Source organism: Sideroxyarcus sp. TK5 (assembly GCF_054601595.1).
Genome location: NZ_BAAHSJ010000001.1, coordinates 319,385 through 339,943, shown reverse-complemented (window position 1 = coordinate 339,943; position 20,559 = coordinate 319,385). Strand labels below are relative to the sequence as shown.

The following is a 20,559-nucleotide window of genomic DNA, read 5'->3' as shown; positions in this document are numbered from 1 at the left end:
GGATGTCCAACCCACGCGCTGCGCGTGTGATGACTTATCACGTGCGCAGCAAACACGCACTGGACCGCTACGCCGCCGGACCCGGTACGCTGGACTGGGAGGCACAACCGGCCGCGTTCCGCGACTGGACTGGCTGCACGCAGACCGCGCTGCCGCGAGAAGTGGTCGTCGATGACATCGCATGGGGCGAACTCGGTGCGCCGCGTGCACCGTTGCCGTTCGATGCGCACAATCTCGGTTCCTTCTTGCGCCTCTCGCTCGGCCTCACCGCATGGAAGGAATACGCCGGTTCGCGCTGGTCGCTGCGCGCGCATCCTTCCTCTGGCAACCTGCATCCCACCGAAAGCTGGCTGATCACCTCGCAAGTACCGGGCATCGCGGACGGGCTGCACCACTATCAGAACCTGTATCACGCGCTCGAACGACGCGCCTGGAACGACGGAACATTCGCACCCGGCGTATGGCTGGGTTTCAGTTCCATCCACTGGCGCGAAGCATGGAAGTACGGCGAGCGCGCCTTCCGTTATTGCCAGCTCGACATGGGCCATGTGCTGGCGGCGGTGAGTTACGCGGCAGCACTGCACGGCTGGCAACCGCGCTTGTTGCGCCTAGACTCCAACAAGGTCGCGCAGGCGCTTGGCGTGGATCGCAGCGAGGATTTCAGCGGCGTGGAAACGGAAGAGGCGGAAGTGATCGTGGCGCTGCATGCAGAAGATAATGTACCCACTTCATGGCAGCACTACGCGGGCACACCCAGCCTGCTCGATCCGCGTCCGCTGTACCAATGGCCGGTGATCGAGGAGGTCGCTGCCGCCACGCGCGGCGCACTGCCCGCGACAGCATCTGCCGCGCAGGCGATCGCCACGCACACCGATGCATCCGACATACGCGCCGCACAAGTGATATTGAAGCGCCGCAGTGCACAAGCCTTCGACGGCGTATCGGTGATACCGCACTCCTTGTTCAAACGCATGCTGAGTTCACTTCTGGCAGGCGGCTCACCGGTGTGGCAACTGTGGCCGCACACGCCGCGCGTGCATCCGGTGTTGCTGGTGCACCGCGTGGAAGGCGTCGCACCCGGCCTGTATGTGTTGCCGCGCGCCGATGTCGTTGAATCACTGGGGTCAGCCCTGCGCGACAGCTTCTCCTGGCAGGTCGCCGATGACACCCTGCCGCTTTATCGCCTGGTCACCGCCCAAGCGGGAAAGACCGCACGTACCCTGTCCTGCCATCAGGATATCGCCGCACATTGCGCAGTCACATTCATGATGCTGGCCGAGTTCGAAGCACCCATCGCCCACGATGCCGCCGCCTACCGCCACCTGCACTGGGAAGCGGGCATGCTGGGCCACATCCTCACGCTGGAGGCCGAAGCCGCCGGTTGGCGCGGTACCGGCATCGGCTGCTTCTTCGACGATGCCGATCACGAGGTGCTGGGCCTCAAGGATGCGCAATTTCAGGTGATCTACCACTATGCCATCGGCATGGCGCTGGACGATGCGCGCATATCCACCCTGCCTGCCTACGCATAAGACATCGCAAGTGACTTGTGCAGAATCATCCATCAAAATGAACTCTTTTCCCATCCTGAACTCTGAGCGGCCTGCGCGCGGAAACATCCGCGCTTTGGCAACCCATCCCGGAAAGGAACACGCATGAACGACAATCAACTCCGCTGCTGGCTGGCGCAGGCCAGATTCCATGTCAGCGACCCGGTGGAGACCGACATCAACCGCCCACTGGCGAACAGCACCACACCGTTGATGTATGCCGCACAGACCGGCGATCTGGACGTGGTCCGGTCGCTACTCAAGCGTGGTGCCGACCCGGCGCTGCTGAACAACGACGGCAACGGAGCATTGTGGTTCGCCTGTTATTCCAACAGCGCGGCATGCGTTGCCGAACTCATCAAGGCCGGTGCGCCGCTGGACACGCAGAACGTGAACGGCGCGACCGCGCTGATCTACTGCGCCTCGGCAGGCAAGGCGCCCTTGGTGGAACTGTTGCTGGAAGCGGGGGCGAACACCGAGCTGATGACGCATGACGATTTCACCGCGCTGGAGCTGGCAGCCGACCTGCAGTGTTTGCGCCTGCTCAAGGATGCTCGCAAGACCGTCTGTGCCTGAGCCAGGGTTCTCGCTTGCCAGTGCGCAGCACACTGGATGGCCCGGCGACAGATTTCCGTTGACGCCGGGCTGGCCGCATGACGATAATCCACCCCATGAGATCCCAACACCACCACTGCAACGTACGAGCCCTACCCGTCGCGATGAAGCGCGCGGTATGGCGCATTGCGCGCAGTGGCCCGGGAGGTTCGCAGTAGTTTCGTAGTCCGTCGTAACGATATCCCCAAGGCCACAGACTTCCCTCTGTGGCCTTTTTGTTTTTCACCGTTCGCCACTTGGCTCAGGCGAACGGCTTGTTAGTTGAGCCATGGAGAAAATCATGTCGCTTCCGGCAGCATTTGTTTCTGTCGTCCTGATCTGGTCCACCACGCCGCTCGCCATCAAGTGGAGCTCGCTCGGTATCGGGTTCAGCTTTGCGGTCTTTGCGCGTATGGCGATCGGCGTCCTGCTGTGCATCGCCCTGCTGGCGCTGTTCCGTATCCGCTTCCCGCTGCACCGCAAAGCGCGTATGGCCTATGTCGCGGGCGGCGTGAGCATGTTCGCCGCGATGGCGCTTACCTACTGGTCGGCGCAATATGTCAGCTCGGGCATGATCGCCGTGCTGTTCGGCCTGTCGCCGCTGATCACCAGTCTGGGTGCCATGCTGTGGCTGGAAGAGGAAACGCTCAGCCGCAACAAAGTAGCGGGCATGCTGCTGGGCGTACTCGGTCTGGTGATGGTGTTCTACGGCGGACTCGACCTCGGCTCGAACGCGGGCTTCGGCATCGTCACGCTGCTGTGCGCCGTCACCGCGCAATCGCTCGGCCTGGTTTGGGTGAAGCGCATCGGCGACGACAGCCCGCCGCTGGCGATGACCTGCGGCACGCTGGCCGTGTCGCTGCCGCTGTTCCTGCTGGCGTGGTTCGTGCTGGACGGCCATGTGCCGCACGGCGCACCGCAACAGTCCATCGCGGCGACTCTGTATCTGGGCGTGTTCGGTTCGGTGCTCGGCTTCGCGCTGTATTACTACCTGATCAAGCACATGGACACTGCCCGCGTCGCACTGATCACCCTCATCACCCCGGTGATGGCGCTGCTGCTCGGCCACGCGCTGAACAACGAAGCCATCCTGCCGCAGGTCTGGCTGGGCACGGCCAGCATCGTGCTCGGGTTAGCCTTGCATCAGTGGGGCGGGCGCCGGGTGAAAGCGGGATAGATAAACCGCAGAAAGATTGTGACTACTGACACTCGGGGGCGGCTCATTCGATGAGTTGCCCCTGCTTATTGTTATAGACTCGCGCGTCGTTCTTCACCAAGAGTCTTATGCAGCGCCTCCTCTACGCACTTGTCTTCACCGCCTCATTCGCTTTCTCGTCTCACGCATCTGCCGACAAAAACGATTTTGGACAATGCCGCCAGCTATTCGCCAACCAGAGTCCGCCTATCGTCCTTCAACCGCAAGCCAATGAGACGCGTGCGCTCTGCTTCACTGCGTTCGCCGTCTTGCATTCCGGGCAAAGTCGCACGCCGCTCTACGTCGCTGAAAAACTGAACCGCAAGACCCTGCAAACCGCGCACGAGAAGCGCACGGATGAATTCTTCGCCGACGCACGCCTGCCTCTCTCGGAACGCGCCGAACTGGAGGACTACAATGGTTCCGGCTATGACCGCGGCCACATGGCACCCGCTGCAGACATGGCCACACCGGAAACGATGGCGCAGAGTTTCTCGCTCGCCAACATGGTGCCGCAGGCACCGATCAACAATCGCAAGGCATGGGCCAGGATCGAGAAGGACACGCGCAAATACGTGTTGCGCGCAAAAGGGGATGTGTATGTGATCACCGGCCCGGTGTTCGATGCCGCGCCCTCCACCATCGGCAGCAACCGCGTCTGGGTACCTAAACATCTGTTCAAGCTGGTCTACGACCCGTCCGCGAACAAGACATGGGCGCACTGGATCGACAATCATGATGCGGCGAAAGCAGGCAAACCGATCAGCTACATCGAATTAGTAAAACGCACCGGGATGGATTTCCTGCCCAACTATCGTGGCAGCTAACTCCCCCGCCACACGAAAAACGAAAGGACAAAAAATGAGAACCTTGATACGAATGTTCTTCCGCACACTGCGCCTGGTGTTGATGCCGTTCATGCTGCTCTGGGCGAAGCTGGCGATGCCGAAAGGCGTGGTGCGCAGTGCGGAGGCCCAGCAGCAGGTCGAACGCGAATGCGCAAAGATGTCGCTGTACCACTTCAAGACCTGCCCGTTCTGCATCAAGGTGCGGCATGAGATGGGGCGCTTGTCGCTTCCGATAGAATTGCGCGATGCACAGCATGAAGCGGAACATAAAGAAGCTTTGCTGCAAGGCGGTGGCAAAGTTCAGACGCCCTGCCTGCGCATCACCGGCGACGATGGTCAGGTACAGTGGATGTACGAGTCCGGCGACATCATCCGGTATCTGCAGCAGCGCTTCGCCTGATTCACGATGCCGCTGGAAGCCCTGAGCCATACTACTCATGCACCAAACCGGAAAGCAGCGCTCCCCGATGGTGCAGCGTTGTGCCGTATTCAGGTGGGTTACCGGTAAACCGCGCTCAGTTTCTCTGACACGAACTCGGCGCGCGCTTTTGCATCGTTCTGCTGCTGATGCTGCGCACACCAGTCAGCGAACACTTGCGGCTCTATCTGATACTCCACTGCTTGCACGCCGGAACGCTGGAACTCGCGCCGGGCGGAGACGGCAACGTCCTTCCATCTCTCGAATGTCTCTTCGAAACATTGCGGATCAGTCGCCGTGGCTTTCACCTGCGCCCAAGTCTCGGCGGTGTAGCCGACCACGCCGACGATCATCGCCTGCTGGCGATGCTTGGCACGCAGGCTGCGGAACATGGCAGCGCGCTTATTGCTCATAGCGGCAATCCGAACGCGGGCGCGATCTGTTTCAGCCAGGCTTCCACGCGCGCATCGGTCAATAGTTTCTGGTTCTCCTGATCCAGCGCGAGGCCTACGAAGTCATCGTCGACCAGTGCTTTGGATGCGATGAACTCGTATTCATCGGCCGGCCATGCGCCGACGAAACTTGCACCGCGTGCTTTGAAGAACTCGTACAGGATACCCATCGCATCGACGAATTCCTCCGCATATTTGTTCTGGTCACCCAGTCCGTACAGGGCGATGGTCTTGCCGCTGAAGTCCAGCGATTCCAGTTGCGGCAGGAACTCTTCCCAGCCGCCGCCCATGCAGTCGGTCGACAGCCCCGGCAAGGCGCCCGCACCCAAGGTCGAGGTGCCGAGGATGAGCAGGTCGTAACTGGCGAACAGTTCCGGCGTCGCCTTGTTGACGTTCAACGCCTCGGCCATCGTCTCGTCGTCGAAACGTTTTTTGATGGCCTTGGCGATGCGCCGCGTGTTGCCGGTGCTGCTGGCGAAGAACAAGCCGACTCTGGGCATGAGACTTAGACCGGGCCGCGACCGGCTCTGGTCAACTCGACGGTACGAGTCAGTGCTTCGTCGAACGACACCTTGTCGCCCTTGGGTTTGTAGTCGGACAGCGCCTTGTACACGGTCACGATCTTGGTGGTCGGAGACTGACCCTTGAAGTCGCCCTTGTCCAGCGCGGCCATGTCGATCAGCTCGTTCCAGATCAGGCCTTCCTGCATGGAGATGGCGATGATGGAGTAACCATCCTTCTCGATCACCAGCGGCTTGGCGATGTTCACCACGAACAGGATGATCTTCACATCGGCGGCGAAGTCCGCCTTGTAGTAGTCGAGGATGCGCGGCAGCAATGCCAGATCGTCCAGACTGCCGACATACATCTTGATCTTGTCGTCTTCAGCCAGCACCACGGTGTTCTTGATGGTGGACACGGGCGGTTTGCGGTGGCCGAGTGCATCGCCCACTTCGCCCAGTTCCAGCACGAGGTCGCCGCGATAACCGGCGTACTTGCCGTCTGTCTCCTTGAAGTTCATGTTGAACAGCAGGCCTTTGGTTTCGTAGGTATCGAATAGCATGGTTTTACTTCCTGTCGGTTGGTTAAAGAAAAATGGTGTCACTCATCGTCGTCTTCACCGGCGAACACGCGGCGCGGCACCGTCGCCGGATCGGCAGTGATAGGACGATAGATCTCGATGCGATCGCCCGGCTTGAGCACAGCATCCAGCTCGGCCAGCTTGCCGAAGATGCCGACCTTGTACACAGCCAGGTCGATATGCGGGAATTTCCTGAGGATGCCGGACTGCTCGATTGCGAGCTGCACGGTGGCCTCCTCCGGCACTTCGATACGCAGCCAGAGCTGGTTGACGGGTTCGGAGTATGCGATGCCGACTTGCATTCCGTTCTCCTAGCCCGCGACCGTGGCGGCGGCCACGGCTTCTGCACGTTCGGCGCGACGGCGGTCATACACGCGCTTGGCCGCCAACAGGAAACCCAGCGCCATGAAGCCGCCCGGCGGCAGGATCATCAGCAGGAAGCCCTTGTAGTCCGGCACGATAGTGGTCTCGAGGAAGGCGAACGCGGAGCCCAGCAACAGGTGCGCGTTGGCGAACAAGGTGCCGCTGCCCAGTATCTCGCGCACGCCGCCCAGTGCCACCAGCGCCAGCGTAAAACCCAGGCCCATCATCAAACCGTCCAGCGCCGCATCCGCCACACCGTTCTTCGAGGCGAACGATTCGGCGCGGCCAAGGATGGCGCAGTTCACCACGATCAGCGCGATGAACAGGCCGAGCACTTTGTAGAGTTCATGCACCCAAGCATTGAGCGCCATGTCTAGCAGTGTCACCAGTGTGGCGATCAGCACGATGTAGACCGGGATGCGCACCTCGGGACTGACCAACTGGCGCACGCCGGACACGATGATGTTTGATAGAAGCAGCACTGCGGTGGTCGCCAGCCCCATGCCCAATCCGTTGGTGGCCGTGCTGGTCACCGCCAGTGTCGGGCACAGCGCAAGCATCTGCGCAAACACCACGTTGTTGCTCCACAGGCCTTCGCGCGTGATACGGCCGTATTTCTCGTTCATCTCACACCTCCCGCTTCATCCAGCAAAGCCGCCCTGTTCGCTTCGAAGAACACCAAGCCGCCCTTCACCGCTTTCACCACTGCACGCGGCGTGATAGTGGCGCCGGCGAACTGGTCGAACACGCCGCCATCCTTCTTCACCGCCCATTTGTCTACGGGCGGTTCGCCCAGCCACTTGCCGTCGAAGTCGAATATCCATTTCGCCTTGGCCGGTTCGATCTTGTCGCCCAGACCAGGTGTCTCCGCATGTTTGATGACGCGCACGCCGAGAACCTTCCCTTCGCGCGACACGCCCATCATGCATACGATGGCACCCGAGTAGCCGTAACCGGTGACGCGATACACCACCGCTTCCACCTTGCCGGTGCGTCTTGCTCTATAAACCAGCACTTCTCCTGCTTCGCCGTGCAGGGAGACGGTGTCTTTCAGCAAGTCGTTGTCGTAGCTGCCCGGCAACACCTGGGTCAGCGATTGCTTGAGATCGGCCTCTTCCGCAGCCTTGATTTCCGGCCCGGTGAGCAGCGCGGCGAAAGCCAGCGCCGCACTGGTGAGCAAGGCCACACCGCCCAGCAGCAGCGACTGATATCCCAGCCTGGTGCGCAATTCTGCGAGCTTCATCACACCCCCTTCTTCGCGGGCAATGCAGCGCCCTTGCTGTCGCGGCCGTAGATGCGCGGTTTGACGTATTGGTCGATCAGCGGCGTGGCGGCATTCATCAGCAGCACGGCGAAGGCCACGCCTTCCGGATAGCCGCCCCAGGTGCGGATGACCCAAGTGAGCAGGCCGCAGCCCAGACCGAAGATGAATTGACCTTTGGCCGTATTCGGTGAAGTGACCGGATCGGTGATGATGAAGAACGCGCCCAGCATCACCCCGCCGGACAGTAGATGCACCAGTGGCCCGGCATAGTGGTTACCGTCGATGAGGCTGAAGATCAGCGCGGGCACGGCCACACCGAGCAACATGGCGACCGGCGCATGCCAGGTGATGATGCGGCGCGCGATCAGGACCAGACCGCCCAGTAGCAACAATAACGCTGCCGTCTCACCCAGACTGCCGGCACGTATCCCCCACAGCGCGTCCATAGGTGTGAAGAAACCGGCGAGTGCCTGATCCAGCCCGATGCCGCGCGTGAATTCGGTCTTCACATGACCGAGCAGCGAAGCGCTGGCCATGCCGTCTATCGGTTGCGACAGGAAGGTGACACGCAGACCCTCGATCAGATTCAATCCGTTCGGAGAAGTCAGCGGCAATGGAGCGCCCCAGGTCGTCATCTCCAGCGGGAACGAGATGAGCAACATCACGCGTGCCGCCATCGCCGGATTGAACACGTTCTGTCCCAGCCCGCCGAAGATCTGCTTGCCGACCACCACTGCGAACAGACTGCCCAGCACCGCGATCCACCACGGCGCATACGGCGGCAGCGACAAGGCCAGCAGCCATGCGGTGAGGATGCCGGAGCCGTCCATGATGACCGGACGCACCGCGCGCTGCTGGATGCGGATGACGAAAGCCTCTCCGAAGATGGCGGCGATGATCGCCACCGCCCACAGATGGATGGCAGGCCAACCGTACAGCCAGAAACCGAACAGCGTGGCCGGGGTGAGCGCCAGCATCACGGTGAGCATCACCTTGCCGATGGAACTCTGCGCATGCGCGTGGGGGGAATGGGCGATGGGGTTCATGCAGTCTCCTCGGCCGCTTTCGCTGCTGCTTCTTTCGCAGCGCGTTCCTTAGCTTCGCGCGCCGCTTTGCGTTTCGCCATCATCTCGGCGCGTTCGCGTTCGATGCGCGCGATGCGTTCGCTGCGTGCATCGGCCAGTTTCTTGGTGGCTTCCTGTTTCAGCTTGGCGCGCTCCTGCGCGGCGAGATCGCCCTTGGCGTAGTTGAAGTAATGCACCAGCGGGATGTGCGCCGGACACACATAGGAACAGGAGCCGCAGGAAATGCAATCCTTGAGACCGAGATCGACCGCGCCACTCAAATCAGAAGTGCGGATGTGCGCCGCCATCTCCAGCGGCAGGAGGCCGACCGGACAGGCGCGCACGCAGGTGGAACAGCGGATACACGGTGAGGCTTCGTCCTGACCGATCTCGTCCGCAGTGAGTGCGAGGATGCCGCTGCTGCCCTTCACCACGGGCACATTGGTATTGGTGATGTGCTGGCCCATCATCGGACCGCCCAGCACCATGCGTGCAGCCGGACGCGAATAGCCGCCCGCAAAATCGATCAGTTGTTGCACCGGCGTGCCGACCAGCGCTTCGACATTGCCGGGCGACTTGATCGCACCGCCGCTGACGGTGACGATGCGCGAGATGAGCGGCTTGCCGTAGCGGATCGCCTGCTGCACGGAGAAGGCGGTGGCGACGTTGTGCACCAGCACACCGATGTCGGCGGGGCGTCCGCCTGCGGGGATCTCCTGCCCGGTGAGCACCTGGATGATCTGTTTCTCCGAACCCATGGGATACATGCTGGGCATGGCGACCACTTTCATGCTGGCCGCGCGTGCCGCGCCGCGCATCGCCTCGATGGCTTCCGGTTTGTTGTCCTCGATGCCGACGATGACCTCTTTGGCGGAGACGGCCTGCGCGATCAGGGTGATGCCTTCGACGATGGCGGTGGCGCGCTCGCGCATGATGCGGTCGTCGCAGGTCAGATACGGTTCGCATTCGCCGCCGTTGATGATCAGCGTCTGCACACCGCGACTGAGGTTGAGTTTCAGTGCGGAAGGAAAGGTCGCACCGCCGAGACCGACGATGCCGGCCGCCGCGACGCGCGCAGAGATGTCTTCCGCTTCCAGTGAGAACGGCTCGTCGCATGCTTGCAATGCCACCCACTCCTCCAACCCGTCGCAGGCCAGCGTGAAGGTCGGCACCGGCAAGCCGGAAGGATGTGGCGCGACATGGTCGCCCAGCGCGACGATGATGCCAGAGGTCGGCGCGTGTACCGGTGCGGAGACGTTTCCCTGCGCGGCGGCGATGAGCTGGCCCTTCAATACGCGTTCGCCCACATTGACCACCGGTTTGGCCGGTGCGCCTATGTGCTGCTGCAGGGGCACGAACAACTGCTGCGGCAACGGCAACGCGCGGATGCCGCGCGCCGCCGACAGGTCTTTGCGGCCCTCGGGGTGAACGCCGCCGCGCATGCCGGAGAAGAATCTTTCGAATATCTTCACACTGCCTCCAACTTTGGCTTGTGCCAGTACCAGGACTGCAAGGTCACCGGCACCGCTTGCAGCGACAGTGCTTCGGTCGGGCACACGTCCACACATTTGCTGCATGCGGTGCACGCTTCGCGGAACACCACATGGATCTGCTGCGCCGCGCCCATGATGGCGTCGGTGGGACAGACCTTGAAACAGCGCGTGCAGCCGATGCAGATCTCTTCCTTCACTTCGGCCACCTGCGGGCCCTTGTCTTCCACGCCGGACAGGTCGGCCTCCACGCCCAGCTTGTCCGCCAGCGCCTGCGCCAGTGCCACACCGCCCGGCGGACACAGTGTGACCGGCGCACTACCGTCCGCCAGTGCCTGCGCTGCGCCGGTGCAGCCGGGGTAGCCGCACTGGCCGCATTGCGAGCCGGGCAACATCTGCTCGATCTCGGCGATGATCGGATTCCCTTCCACGCGCAGATAGCGCGCGGCCAGACCGAGCAGCAGACCGAGCACGGTGCCGAGGACGGTGAGACTGACGATGGCGGCGACTAACATCTTTTATTCCTCAATGAGAAGCCAAACCGGCAAAACCCATGAACGCCAGCGACAGCAGACCGGCGACCACGAAACCGATGGGCGCACCCGCGAACGCGGCGGGCACTTGCGCCAGAGAGAGGCGCACACGCAATCCGGTGAACAGCAGCATCACCAGCATGAAACCGAGCGCGGAACCGAAGCCGTACAACAGGCTGTGCATGAAACCGTTCTTCTCCTGTACGTTGAGCAGCGCGACGCCGAGCACCGCGCAGTTGGTGGTGATCAGCGGCAGATAGATGCCCAGCACCTGATACAGGCCCGGACTGAATCTGCGGATCGCCAGCTCGGTGAACTGCACGGTCGCCGCGATGGTGAGGATGAAGGCGAGGATGCGCAGATACTGGATTCCCAGCGGCTGCAGCAGCCAGTGCTCCAGCATCCAGCTGGCGGCAGTGGCGAAGGTGAGCACGAAGGTGGTCGCCATGCCCATGCCGAGCGCGCCGTCCATCTTCTTGGACACGCCCATGAACGGACACAGTCCCAGGAACTTCACCAGCACCACGTTGTTGACCAGTGCCGTGCCCAATATCAGTAGAAATATCTCAGCCATCGCGTTCGTTCTCCTGTGCCCTGCTCTGCAAGGCCCGTGCCAACTGCCGCGCACCGAAAGGGGGAGCACTGAATCAGGTATTTGGGCGCGCACCGCACCAGCACGGTGCAAAAAACCCTTGTCGTTGTCGGGTCCGTGCTGGCACCGATGTAGCAAACACAACAATCCGCCCAGTGTCTGCGGCGTTGAGTGCAAAACAGAAAGAGTCGGGCATGCTTATTGCTGAATGTATGGTGTCATCCAATCTGGAGTAACCATGTCCGACCCGATACAGCCCCCGGAGAACCTGCCGACCCACCTGTTCCGGCAGGCTGTCGCGCAGGCCGCGCTGGCGATCTCGATCACCGACGCGCGCGCCAACATCCTCTATGCCAACGATGCGTTCTCGCGCATCACCGGCTACGGGCAGGACGAGATCGTCGGCCACAACGAATCCATCCTGTCCTATCGCGTCACGCCCAAGCTGGTGTACGAGACGCTGTGGGCGCAGATCCAGCGCCAGCGTCCGTGGAACGGATTGCTGGTTAACAAAAGGAAGGACGGCAGCCGCTATCTCGCCGACGTGACCATCACGCCGGTGGTGAACGAACAGGGCGAGACCACGCACTTCCTCGGCATGCAGCGCGATGTGACCGAGGTGCACCGCCTGGAACGCCAGGTGCAGAACCAGAAGACATTGATCGAATCGGTGGTGGACGCGGCGCAGGTCGCCATCGTGCTGCTGGACGAACAGGAGCATGTGCTGCTCGACAACCAGGAATACAAGAAACTGATCGGTGACCTCGGCAAGGAGCCGGCCGCGCGTCTGCTGGCCGCGCTTCGCGCGCAGATGGGCGAGACGTTCACGACCGCATACCAGAAGCACCGCAACATCGCCGCGCGCGAAGTGCAGATCGAGACGCCGAAGAAAACGACGCGCTGGTTCTCCTGCGCGGTATCCTGGTTCGAGGAACAGGATGTCGGTGCCGACGCCTTCTATGCGCCCGCACGCCGACACTATCTGCTGCTCACCATCCAGGACATCAGCGAACTGAAACGCCAGCAGGAAGACCTGCGCATCAACAGCCTGCGCGCGCTGCTGGCGGAGCAAGAACGCATCCAGGGATTGCGCGAGACGCTGGCCGGCGCGGTGTTCCAGCTGGAAGGCCCGCTCAACATGCTGAGTGCGGCCACCGCCATGCTGGAGCGTCGTCTTGCCAACCAAAGTGTTCCTGCCGGTTCCGGCGACATCTCCGCCAGCGCACTGGAGGAAGCCATCAGCAAGAGCCGCGAGGCGCTGGAGACCTTGCGCGCCTGCATCCCGGAGCAGGACGACGAGACGCTGCAACTGATCGACATCAACGACGTGCTGGTGGATGTGCTGAAACTCGCCACCGCCAAGCTGCTCGGCGCGGGCATCGTGGTGGAATGGTCGCCCGCCGCGCAGCCCGCCTCATTGGCCGCACATCCCGCACAGCTGACAAACCTGTTCAAGCATCTGGTGGCCAACGCCATCGAAGCGATGAACGAACGGCGCGGCGGCGCGCGCGAATTGCGCATCGCCTGCACCGTGCACCAGGACCATCTGGAAGTGACGGTGGAGGACAGCGGCCCCGGCGTGCCGGACGAACTGCGCTACACCGTGTTCCAGCCATTCTTCACAACAAAAGGTGCCGGCAAACAGCACCTCGGACTCGGACTCGCCATGGCACAGGAAGTCGTGAGCCGCCATGGCGGCACGCTGGACATAGACCCCGACTATCACAACGGCTGCCGCATGCGCGTGCAACTTCCACTCAACGCAGGAGGCCAGCATGGCTGATCCGCGCATCGAACTGCAGCAGCTGCGTGCCGAGCTGGAGACGTTGTACCAGGTGAGCCGCGTGCTGTCGCATTCGCTCGATTTCAAGCAGACGCTGGACGGCGTGCTGCACACGCTGCACGAGGGCATGTCGCTTGAGCGCGGCATGGTCAGCCTGATCGACGCAGCCAGCGGCGAGTTGCAGGTGTCGCTGGTGTACGGCGTGTCCGACACGGTGACCGAGGAGGTGAGCTACCTGCCGGGCGAAGGCGTGGTCGGCACCATCCTCAAGACCGGCGACAGCATCGTGGTCGAGCGCATCATGGACGAGCCGCGCTTCCTGTCGCGCATGGGCATCTACAACCCCATGGGTGCCTTCGTCGGTGTACCGATCAGGGTCGGCAAGAAGGTGGTCGGCGTGCTGGCCGCTCAACCTTCCACCGAGGTGCTGATCCCGCTCGCCGAATACAAGCGCTTCCTGGAGATGGTGGCCAACCTGATCGGGCAGAGCGTGCGCCTGTCGCAGGAAGTGGCACAGGAGAAACAGGAGCTGGCGGAAGAGCGCGACGGTCTGCGCCGCACCGTGCGCGCGCAATACGGTTTCGACAACATCATCGGACACACTCAGTCGATGCGCCGCATCTTCGAGCAAGTGCGGTTGGTGGCGAAGTGGAACACCACCGTACTGATCCGCGGCGAGACCGGCACCGGCAAGGAACTGATCGCCAACGCCATCCATTACAACTCGCCGCGTGCACGCAACGCGTTCGTCAAACTGAACTGCGCGGCGCTGCCAGAGACCTTGCTGGAGAGCGAACTGTTCGGCCACGAGAAAGGCTCGTTCACCGGCGCGGTGGCGCAACGCAAGGGCCGCTTCGAGCAAGCCGAGGGCGGCACCGTTTTCCTCGACGAGATCGGCGAGATCTCCGCATCGTTCCAGGCCAAGCTGTTGCGCGTGCTGCAGGAAGGCGAGCTGGAACGCGTGGGCGGCACCAAGACCGTCAAGGTCGATGTGCGCGTCGTCGCTGCCACCCACCGCGACCTCGAAGCCGAGGTGGAGAAGGGCCGCTTCCGCGAAGACTTGTATTACCGCCTCAACGTGATGCCGCTGACCCTGCCGCCGCTGCGCGAACGCATGGAAGACATCCCTGACATCGCGCGATTCCTGGTGGACAAGGTCAGCACGCAGCAGGGCCGCAAGCTTTCCCTGACAGAAGCCGCGCTGCGCGTGCTGATGCACCATGACTGGCCGGGCAACGTGCGTGAACTGGAGAACTGTCTGGAGCGCGCCTCTGTGATGACCGAAGGCGAGACCATAGACCGTGACGCCATCCTGCTCACCGGTATCGACGAGAAGATCTCCGCTTCGCGCGGGCCGGTGCAGAACGTCGACCTCGACGATCCGCATCTGGACGAACGCGAGCGCGTCATCGCCGCGCTGGAGCAGGCCGGCTGGGTGCAGGCCAAGGCCGCGCGCCTGCTCGACATGACGCCACGCCAGATCGCCTACCGCATCCAGACGCTGAACATCAAGGTGAAGCAGATCTGAGCCACCGCATCCCATTCGCATGACCTCTGCCCTCTTCTCTCCGGACGTGACCGTGCAGCGCCAAGCGCGGCAGTTGGCGCGCGCCTATACCGAGCAGATCTTGTGCAACCTGCCGGTCGCGTTCCTCATGCTGGATGCGCGCGGCAACATCGGCATGGTGAACCGTACGCTGCAGCAGATGTTCGCTCTGCCCGACGATGATGCATGGCGACACTGCACTCCGGGTGTCTATCTTGGTTTGCCGGAACTGAACGAGCGCATCGCGCAGGTGCTCGCCAGCGGCAAGCATTGTCACGAGCTTGGGTTCGACCAGATCATCGAAGGCAAACCGCGCACCTTCATGGCCGACATCTCGCTGGCACAGATGGCCGGGGAGCTTGCGGTGATGGTGATGGTGCAGGACGTCACCGCACGCAGACACTCGGAAGAGGAAGTCCACCGGCTGGCCTTCTACGACTCGCTGACACATCTGCCCAACCGTCGCCTGCTGCATGAGCGGTTACTGCAAAGCATGTCCATCAGTGCGCGCAGCGGCAAATATGGTGCGGTGATGTTCATCGACCTCGACAACTTCAAGACGCTGAACGACACACAGGGTCACGATGTGGGCGACGAGCTGTTGCAGGCGGTCGCCGCCCGCCTTAGCCGCAATGTGCGGGAGGGCGACACCGTGGCGCGTCTCGGCGGCGACGAGTTCGTGGTGGCGCTGGAGTCGCTGAGCGGCATCGCAACGGATGCGGTGACCCAGGCCGAGACCATCGCCGAGAAGATCCGCGCCGAACTGAGCCAACCCTACCAATTGAAGACCATCGAGCACGCCAGCTCACCCAGCATTGGGGTCAGCCTGTATCGAGGCCACCAGAACAGCATCGACGAAGTGCTGAAGCAGGCCGACATGGCGATGTATCAGGCGAAGTCCACCGGCCGCAACCGGGTGTGCTTCTTCGATCCCGCGATGCAGGTGGCGATGGAGCTGCGCGCCGATCTGGAGGAGGATCTGCGTGCCGCGATCCGTCGCCAGCAGATGCAGTTGCACTACCAGATGCAGGTGGACGATTCGGGACGCATCATCGGTGCCGAGGCACTGATCCGCTGGCAGCACCGTGAACGCGGCATGGTATCGCCGGGTGAGTTCATCCCGCTGGCGGAAGAGACCGGCATGATCCTGCCCATCGGCGACTGGGTGATCGAACAGGCCTGCGCCCAGCTCAAGCTGTGGGAGATGGATGCCTCGATGCGCCATCTGGTCCTGTCCATCAACGTCAGCCCGCGCCAGTTGAGCCAGACCTGGTTCGTGGAAAAAGTGAAGGACACCATGGAGAAGTACGGCGTGCGCCCGGCGCGCCTCAAACTCGAACTCACGGAGAGTTTCATCCTCGATGACGTGGAAGAGGCCATCGTCAAGATGGGGGAGCTGCGCGACATCGGCGTCTGCTTCGCCATGGACGACTTCGGCACCGGCTATTCCTCACTGTCCTATCTGAAACGATTGCCGCTCGACCAACTGAAGATCGACCAATCCTTCGTGCGCGACATCACCCGCGACAAGAACAGCAGCGTGATGGTGCGCACCATCATCAGCATCGCCAACAATTTCGGCCTCGGCATCATCGCCGAAGGCGTGGAGACCGACGAGCAGCACGCCTTCCTGCGCCAGTACGGCTGCATCCGCTTCCAGGGTTATCTGTTCGGCAAGCCGGTGCCGCTGGCCGAGTTCGAACGCCTCTGTCATCTCGCCGAATAGCGGCACGCTTTTTGCTGCCAGCCCTGCAAGGCTGATCTCTTGCTACAACAGCCGACAAATACGGGATGCAGCGCAGCCCGTTGTTCCGTTTACTCCAAAATTAAGAGACCGACATGGCGATCAAGAACATCAAGGATTTTTCCGACAAGGCACGCAGCGATGCGGCGCTGGGTGAACAACTGAAGGCCTGCATGAAAGTGCGCGAACTGCTCACGCTGGCGAAGGACAGCGGATTCGACTTCATCGAGGATGAACTGTATCCGCCCAACGAACCGCAGTTCACCGCAGACCAACTCTCCGAGCGCATGGCCAAGGCGCTGCTGCGGGCCTGACCATGAGCGACAGCGACCTGCCCGGCACGCGCCGCTACTTCGTCACCTACACAGGCATCAAGATGCCGTTCAAGCTGGTCAACGAACTGCAGCCGCACGAAGTGCAGAACCGCAACACTTACTTCTGCGGCTACTACGACGATGACCGCCTGCTCGGCTTCGACAAGTACGCCTACGGTGAAGTTGAACTCGCGCACCGCTACACCTACCACGACAACGGCAAACTGAGCGGTGCCGAGATCACCGACATCGATGGCGAGACCACCCTGCTGGTGTTCGACGCGGAGGGAAACGCGGCGTGAGCAGTTTAAATCCGTGCAAGGGCAAGACCGCCTGCCGCGACGACGGCGAACGCTGCATCACCTGTGACCGCAGTTTCGCCGAGATCGAGCAGACGCGCGCACTGATCGATGCGCTGGCTGAGTTCGCTCTCAGCCAGGAGTACAACAACGAGGAAGCATTCGCGACTTATGTGGCGGAGAAGATGGTCAAGAAGGTGCGCCATCGGCGTGCGCATGAAAGCTGATGTTGTATTCAAAGGCTGAAGCGTATTGACCTGCCTGGCAGCCAATCATGAAGCAGTGGAAGTCAGGTTCCAGCCTTTACTCCATCCATTGCCGAATGGTCAAGCCTAAGTCTGTTCCGCCATCACTCTTGGTACTGCAACTGCCTTTCGCCCGATGCGCGGCGACCTCGCGCAGGATGCGGATACCGCCGTACAACACCAGACCCGCGATGACGAAGCCGATGAGCAGGTCCGGGTAGCGGCTGCCCAACAACCACACCAAGCCGCCCGAGACGATCACGCCGAGGTTGGCGATCACATCGTTGGCGGAGAAGATCAGCGATGCGCGCATGTGCACCCCGCCGTCTCGATGCCGCGCGATGAGCATGAGACAGATGCTGTTCGCCACCAGCGCGACCGCGCCGACGCCCATCATCATCAGGCTCACCGGCTCGCTGCCATACATGAAGCGGCGCAGCACATCGACCAGCACCAGCACGGCCAACCCTATCTGCAGCATGCCGCTCAAGCGCGCCGCGCGATCCTTCAGCGCATCCGCACGACCCACCGCATACAGGCTGATGGCATACACCAGCGCATCCGCCAGCATATCGAGCGAATCGGCGATGAGCCCGGTGGACTGCGCCAGCCAACCGAGCACGATCTCGAACAGGAACATGGCGGCATTGATGCCCAGCACGATGCGCAGCGTGCGCCGCTCCTGCTCGTTCCTTGCTTCCATCTCACATCCGCAACCCGCCATCACCCGCTCCTGTCATCCGATTAGCGGAATCTGGCGCATTCCTGTCCTCGGCGCAAGTCGGCGTAAAGAACAGCCCTGACGTGCCTGGGGAAATATCCGGGAACTTTCCTCAAGTATTGCACTCTGAAGCACGTCCGCATCGTGCGGGCACCATTGCGTTAACTAAAGAGGTATCAAATGAAAAAAGCTTATGAAGGTGTGGCAAGGTTCGTTCGTTGGGTCATCGCCAGCGTTGTCTCTTTCGTCGTCGCGCTGCCGACATTCACATCCATCAGCGCCTCCCTCTGACGCCACGAACCCGGACGCCCCGGCGCGCAAGTGCCGGGGCGTTTTTATGCGTGGCGTTTTCACTGCCGCTCCGCTAAAGTCGCCGCATGAGCACCCGCCGCAAGCATTACCACGTCTATGTGATCGAGCTGTCGAAGGACGTGCTGTACGAAGCCAAATTCAAGAAGTGCAACCCGGACTACCGCCCCGGCAAGCCCTGCGTCTATGTCGGCATGACCGGGCTCGACCCCGACGTCCGTTTCGACAAACACAAGGCCGGCATCCAGTCCAACCGCTATGTGATGCAGTACGGTCTGCGCCTGCTGCCCGACCTGTACGAAGGCTTCAACCCGATGGGCTACGACGATGCCTGCGACAAGGAAGTGGAGGTCGGCATCGACCTGCGTAGTGCGGGGTTCGGGGTGTGGCAGGCGTAAGGGCAACCTAAAGTCTGTCTCATGGCCCGCCATCCACTAGAATCCCAACATTACATAAACGCCTGAACGGAACAAGATGAAACGCATCGGATTACTCACCAGCGGCGGCGACTCGCCCGGCATGAACGCGGCGATACGCGCCGTGGTACGCGCGGCCACTTTCAACGGACTCGAAGTGTCCGGCATCGAACGCGGCTACAAGGGCCTGATCGAGGGAGACATCCACCCGCTCGGCCCGCGCGACGTGAGCGGCATCATCAATCGTGGCGGCACCATCCTGCACACCGCGCGCTGCAAGGAGTTCATGGAAGCGGAGGGCCGCGCAAAGGCGGCGGCGAATCTGGTGAAACACGGCATCGAAGGGCTGGTCGTCATCGGCGGCGACGGCTCCTACCAGGGCGCGCAGAAGCTGCATGAAGAGTTCGGCACCCGCTGCATCGGCCTGCCCGGCACCATAGACAACGACATCGGCGGCACCGACTACACCATCGGCTTCGACACGGCCATCAACACCGCGATGGAAGCCATCGACCGCATCCGCGACACCGCCAACTCGCACGACCGCATATTTTTCATCGAAGTGATGGGCCGCCGCAGCGGCTACGTCGCCATGATCAGCGGCATCTCGGGCGGCGCGGAAGACATCCTGCTGCCGGAAGTCGAAACCAGCGTCGAGACCCTCATCGAGCGCCTGCGCACCGGCCAGAAACGCGGCAAGAAATCTTCCATCATCATCGTCGCCGAAGGGTGCGAATACGGCGGCGCCATGGTGCTCGCCAAGCGCGTGAGCGACCAGTCCGAATACAAGGACAACCGCGTCACCGTCATCGGCCACCTGCAGCGCGGCGGCAGCCCCACTGCCATGGACCGCGTGCTTGCCAGCCGCATGGGGGTGCGCGCGGTCGAAGCACTGCTGGCGGGCGAAGCCGGCAAGATGGTCGGTGTGTCCGGCCAGCAACTGCAACTGCGCCCGCTCAGCGACGCCTGGGAACAGCGTACCCGGTTCGACATGGAGCTGCTGAGGGTGGCGCATGTGCTGAGTGTGTAGATGCACATCCTGCACCCTATGCTTATGATCACTATCGCGGCCAGGATCGCCGTGACTCTGACGATGGCTTTTCTGGCCACACCGCTGCACAGCCAGGCTGTCGATATGGAATTGCAGAGCGTGGGCGTGCGCTTGCAGATCGGCGAGAAGAGCCATGTGATCGGTGCACTGCAGCCGGAATCGTTTCGCGAATCGGATGTCGAGGCAATCTTCGGTCTGCCTTGGAAGCGCCCGCTGCAATCCGGATGGGAAGCGCGCACAAGACTGGTGATGCATGCCGGCGTACTCAAAGGACAAAGCGATTCGGCGCTGGTCGCGGTGGCCATCCCCACGATCGCACTCGGCACACAGAGCGGCAGCTTCCTGATCGACACCGGTCTGGGGCTGGCCTATCTAAGTAGGCATCGCTTCGACCTGCAGGATTTCGGCGGCCCGCTGCAGTTCGCGTTGACACTGGGTATCGAAGTCCCGCTGTTCGGCAATATCGCTGCCGGCTACCGCTTCATGCATTATTCCGATGCCGGTTTCTACGCCCCCGGCACCATAGGCGCGGATATGCATATGGTCGAGTTGCTCTATCGCTTCTAGGGTCGCATCCGGAACTTTTCCGCATTTGTCTGGCTGCATTGACGCTCAAATCCCGCGCGTATTAACCACCCGATTTCGACAGCATCCTTAGTGATGCTAGAATCGCCCCCCGTTTGATCC

Annotated in this window: 25 protein-coding genes; 14 read left to right on the top strand and 11 right to left on the bottom strand. The window is 62.0% G+C overall.

Going from position 1 to position 20,559, the window contains the following annotated elements:
* The first annotated feature begins 2 nt into the window (after nt 1-2).
* The 5 genes from ACYPYQ_RS01695 (at nt 3) to ACYPYQ_RS01675 (ending at nt 4,587) form a co-directional block, all read left to right on the top strand.
* Complete coding sequence (locus ACYPYQ_RS01695) at nt 3-1,532, top strand: hypothetical protein (protein ID WP_459718513.1); 1,530 nt, start codon at nt 3-5, stop codon at nt 1,530-1,532.
* Nucleotides 1,533-1,655: 123 nt separating this feature from the next.
* Complete coding sequence (locus ACYPYQ_RS01690; protein ID WP_459718509.1) at nt 1,656-2,126, top strand: ankyrin repeat domain-containing protein; 471 nt, start codon at nt 1,656-1,658, stop codon at nt 2,124-2,126.
* Nucleotides 2,127-2,445: 319 nt separating this feature from the next.
* Nucleotides 2,446-3,321 carry a DMT family transporter gene (locus ACYPYQ_RS01685; RefSeq protein WP_459718504.1) on the top strand — a complete coding sequence of 292 codons (876 nt, stop codon included), beginning with the start codon at nt 2,446-2,448 and terminating at the stop codon, nt 3,319-3,321.
* 107 nt (nt 3,322-3,428) lie between these two features.
* A complete protein-coding gene (locus ACYPYQ_RS01680; protein ID WP_459718499.1) occupies nt 3,429-4,166 on the top strand; it encodes a DNA/RNA non-specific endonuclease in 738 nt (245 codons plus the stop codon).
* Between the two features lie 34 nt (nt 4,167-4,200).
* The gene (locus ACYPYQ_RS01675; protein ID WP_459718496.1) at nt 4,201-4,587 is read left to right on the top strand and encodes a glutaredoxin family protein; all 387 of its coding nucleotides are present in this window, start codon (nt 4,201-4,203) and stop codon (nt 4,585-4,587) included.
* Nucleotides 4,588-4,685: 98 nt separating this feature from the next.
* On the opposite strand, the gene ACYPYQ_RS01670 is transcribed toward ACYPYQ_RS01675, so the two are convergent.
* The 10 genes from ACYPYQ_RS01670 to rsxA are packed head-to-tail and all read right to left on the bottom strand — an operon-like array spanning nt 4,686 to nt 11,426.
* Entirely contained in the window at nt 4,686-5,018 is a 333-nt protein-coding gene (locus ACYPYQ_RS01670) for a hypothetical protein (protein ID WP_459718493.1), read from the bottom strand.
* Nucleotides 5,015-5,557 (bottom strand): flavodoxin, encoded by a 543-nt coding sequence (locus tag ACYPYQ_RS01665; RefSeq protein WP_459718490.1) that lies wholly within the window; start codon nt 5,555-5,557, stop codon nt 5,015-5,017. Before ACYPYQ_RS01665 ends, ACYPYQ_RS01670 begins: the two co-directional genes overlap by 4 nt.
* 5 nt (nt 5,558-5,562) lie before the next feature.
* A complete protein-coding gene (locus ACYPYQ_RS01660) occupies nt 5,563-6,120 on the bottom strand; it encodes a hypothetical protein (protein ID WP_459718487.1) in 558 nt (185 codons plus the stop codon).
* Between the two features lie 38 nt (nt 6,121-6,158).
* Nucleotides 6,159-6,440, bottom strand: coding sequence for an RnfH family protein (locus ACYPYQ_RS01655; protein ID WP_459718483.1), 282 nt, complete (start codon nt 6,438-6,440; stop codon nt 6,159-6,161).
* Between the two features lie 9 nt (nt 6,441-6,449).
* Complete coding sequence (locus tag ACYPYQ_RS01650) at nt 6,450-7,127, bottom strand: electron transport complex subunit E (RefSeq protein WP_459718480.1); 678 nt, start codon at nt 7,125-7,127, stop codon at nt 6,450-6,452.
* On the bottom strand, nt 7,124-7,744 hold the full coding sequence (gene rsxG, locus ACYPYQ_RS01645) for an electron transport complex subunit RsxG (RefSeq protein WP_459718477.1): 621 nt from the start codon (nt 7,742-7,744) through the stop codon (nt 7,124-7,126). The genes ACYPYQ_RS01650 and rsxG overlap by 4 nt, the downstream gene beginning before the upstream one ends.
* Nucleotides 7,744-8,811 (bottom strand): RnfABCDGE type electron transport complex subunit D, encoded by a 1,068-nt coding sequence (locus ACYPYQ_RS01640; protein WP_459718474.1) that lies wholly within the window; start codon nt 8,809-8,811, stop codon nt 7,744-7,746. Before ACYPYQ_RS01640 ends, rsxG begins: the two co-directional genes overlap by 1 nt.
* Entirely contained in the window at nt 8,808-10,301 is a 1,494-nt protein-coding gene (gene rsxC, locus ACYPYQ_RS01635; RefSeq protein WP_459718471.1) for an electron transport complex subunit RsxC, read from the bottom strand. Before rsxC ends, ACYPYQ_RS01640 begins: the two co-directional genes overlap by 4 nt.
* Entirely contained in the window at nt 10,298-10,834 is a 537-nt protein-coding gene (locus ACYPYQ_RS01630) for an RnfABCDGE type electron transport complex subunit B (protein ID WP_459718468.1), read from the bottom strand. The genes rsxC and ACYPYQ_RS01630 overlap by 4 nt, the downstream gene beginning before the upstream one ends.
* A gap of 10 nt (nt 10,835-10,844) precedes the next feature.
* Nucleotides 10,845-11,426 (bottom strand): electron transport complex subunit RsxA, encoded by a 582-nt coding sequence (gene rsxA, locus ACYPYQ_RS01625; protein WP_459718465.1) that lies wholly within the window; start codon nt 11,424-11,426, stop codon nt 10,845-10,847.
* A 256-nt stretch (nt 11,427-11,682) separates the two neighbouring features.
* Between rsxA and nifL the strand changes: the two genes are divergently transcribed.
* From nifL to ACYPYQ_RS01595, 6 genes are all read left to right on the top strand, one after another.
* Complete coding sequence (nifL, locus tag ACYPYQ_RS01620) at nt 11,683-13,227, top strand: nitrogen fixation negative regulator NifL (protein ID WP_459718462.1); 1,545 nt, start codon at nt 11,683-11,685, stop codon at nt 13,225-13,227.
* On the top strand, nt 13,220-14,755 hold the full coding sequence (gene nifA / locus ACYPYQ_RS01615; RefSeq protein ID WP_459718460.1) for a nif-specific transcriptional activator NifA: 1,536 nt from the start codon (nt 13,220-13,222) through the stop codon (nt 14,753-14,755). The genes nifL and nifA overlap by 8 nt, the downstream gene beginning before the upstream one ends.
* 19 nt (nt 14,756-14,774) lie before the next feature.
* On the top strand, nt 14,775-16,499 hold the full coding sequence (locus ACYPYQ_RS01610) for a putative bifunctional diguanylate cyclase/phosphodiesterase (protein ID WP_459718457.1): 1,725 nt from the start codon (nt 14,775-14,777) through the stop codon (nt 16,497-16,499).
* Nucleotides 16,500-16,612: 113 nt separating this feature from the next.
* The gene (locus tag ACYPYQ_RS01605) at nt 16,613-16,831 is read left to right on the top strand and encodes a Nif11-like leader peptide family natural product precursor (RefSeq protein WP_459718454.1); all 219 of its coding nucleotides are present in this window, start codon (nt 16,613-16,615) and stop codon (nt 16,829-16,831) included.
* Nucleotides 16,832-16,833: 2 nt separating this feature from the next.
* On the top strand, nt 16,834-17,133 hold the full coding sequence (locus ACYPYQ_RS01600) for a DUF6156 family protein (RefSeq protein ID WP_459718452.1): 300 nt from the start codon (nt 16,834-16,836) through the stop codon (nt 17,131-17,133).
* The gene (locus tag ACYPYQ_RS01595) at nt 17,130-17,357 is read left to right on the top strand and encodes a hypothetical protein (RefSeq protein ID WP_459718449.1); all 228 of its coding nucleotides are present in this window, start codon (nt 17,130-17,132) and stop codon (nt 17,355-17,357) included. Before ACYPYQ_RS01600 ends, ACYPYQ_RS01595 begins: the two co-directional genes overlap by 4 nt.
* Before the next feature lie 76 nt (nt 17,358-17,433).
* Here the strand turns inward: ACYPYQ_RS01595 and ACYPYQ_RS01590 are convergent, their stop codons facing one another.
* The gene (locus ACYPYQ_RS01590; RefSeq protein WP_459718446.1) at nt 17,434-18,078 is read right to left on the bottom strand and encodes a cation diffusion facilitator family transporter; all 645 of its coding nucleotides are present in this window, start codon (nt 18,076-18,078) and stop codon (nt 17,434-17,436) included.
* A gap of 395 nt (nt 18,079-18,473) precedes the next feature.
* Here ACYPYQ_RS01590 and ACYPYQ_RS01585 point away from each other — a divergent pair, with 395 nt between their 5' ends.
* The 3 genes from ACYPYQ_RS01585 (at nt 18,474) to ACYPYQ_RS01575 (ending at nt 20,439) form a co-directional block, all read left to right on the top strand.
* Nucleotides 18,474-18,803 (top strand): hypothetical protein, encoded by a 330-nt coding sequence (locus ACYPYQ_RS01585; protein WP_459718444.1) that lies wholly within the window; start codon nt 18,474-18,476, stop codon nt 18,801-18,803.
* A 76-nt stretch (nt 18,804-18,879) separates the two neighbouring features.
* Complete coding sequence (gene pfkA, locus ACYPYQ_RS01580; protein ID WP_459718441.1) at nt 18,880-19,851, top strand: 6-phosphofructokinase; 972 nt, start codon at nt 18,880-18,882, stop codon at nt 19,849-19,851.
* A gap of 18 nt (nt 19,852-19,869) precedes the next feature.
* Nucleotides 19,870-20,439, top strand: a complete 570-nt coding sequence (locus ACYPYQ_RS01575) for an acyloxyacyl hydrolase (RefSeq protein ID WP_459718438.1) — start codon at nt 19,870-19,872, stop codon at nt 20,437-20,439.
* Nucleotides 20,440-20,559: the final 120 nt, after the last annotated feature.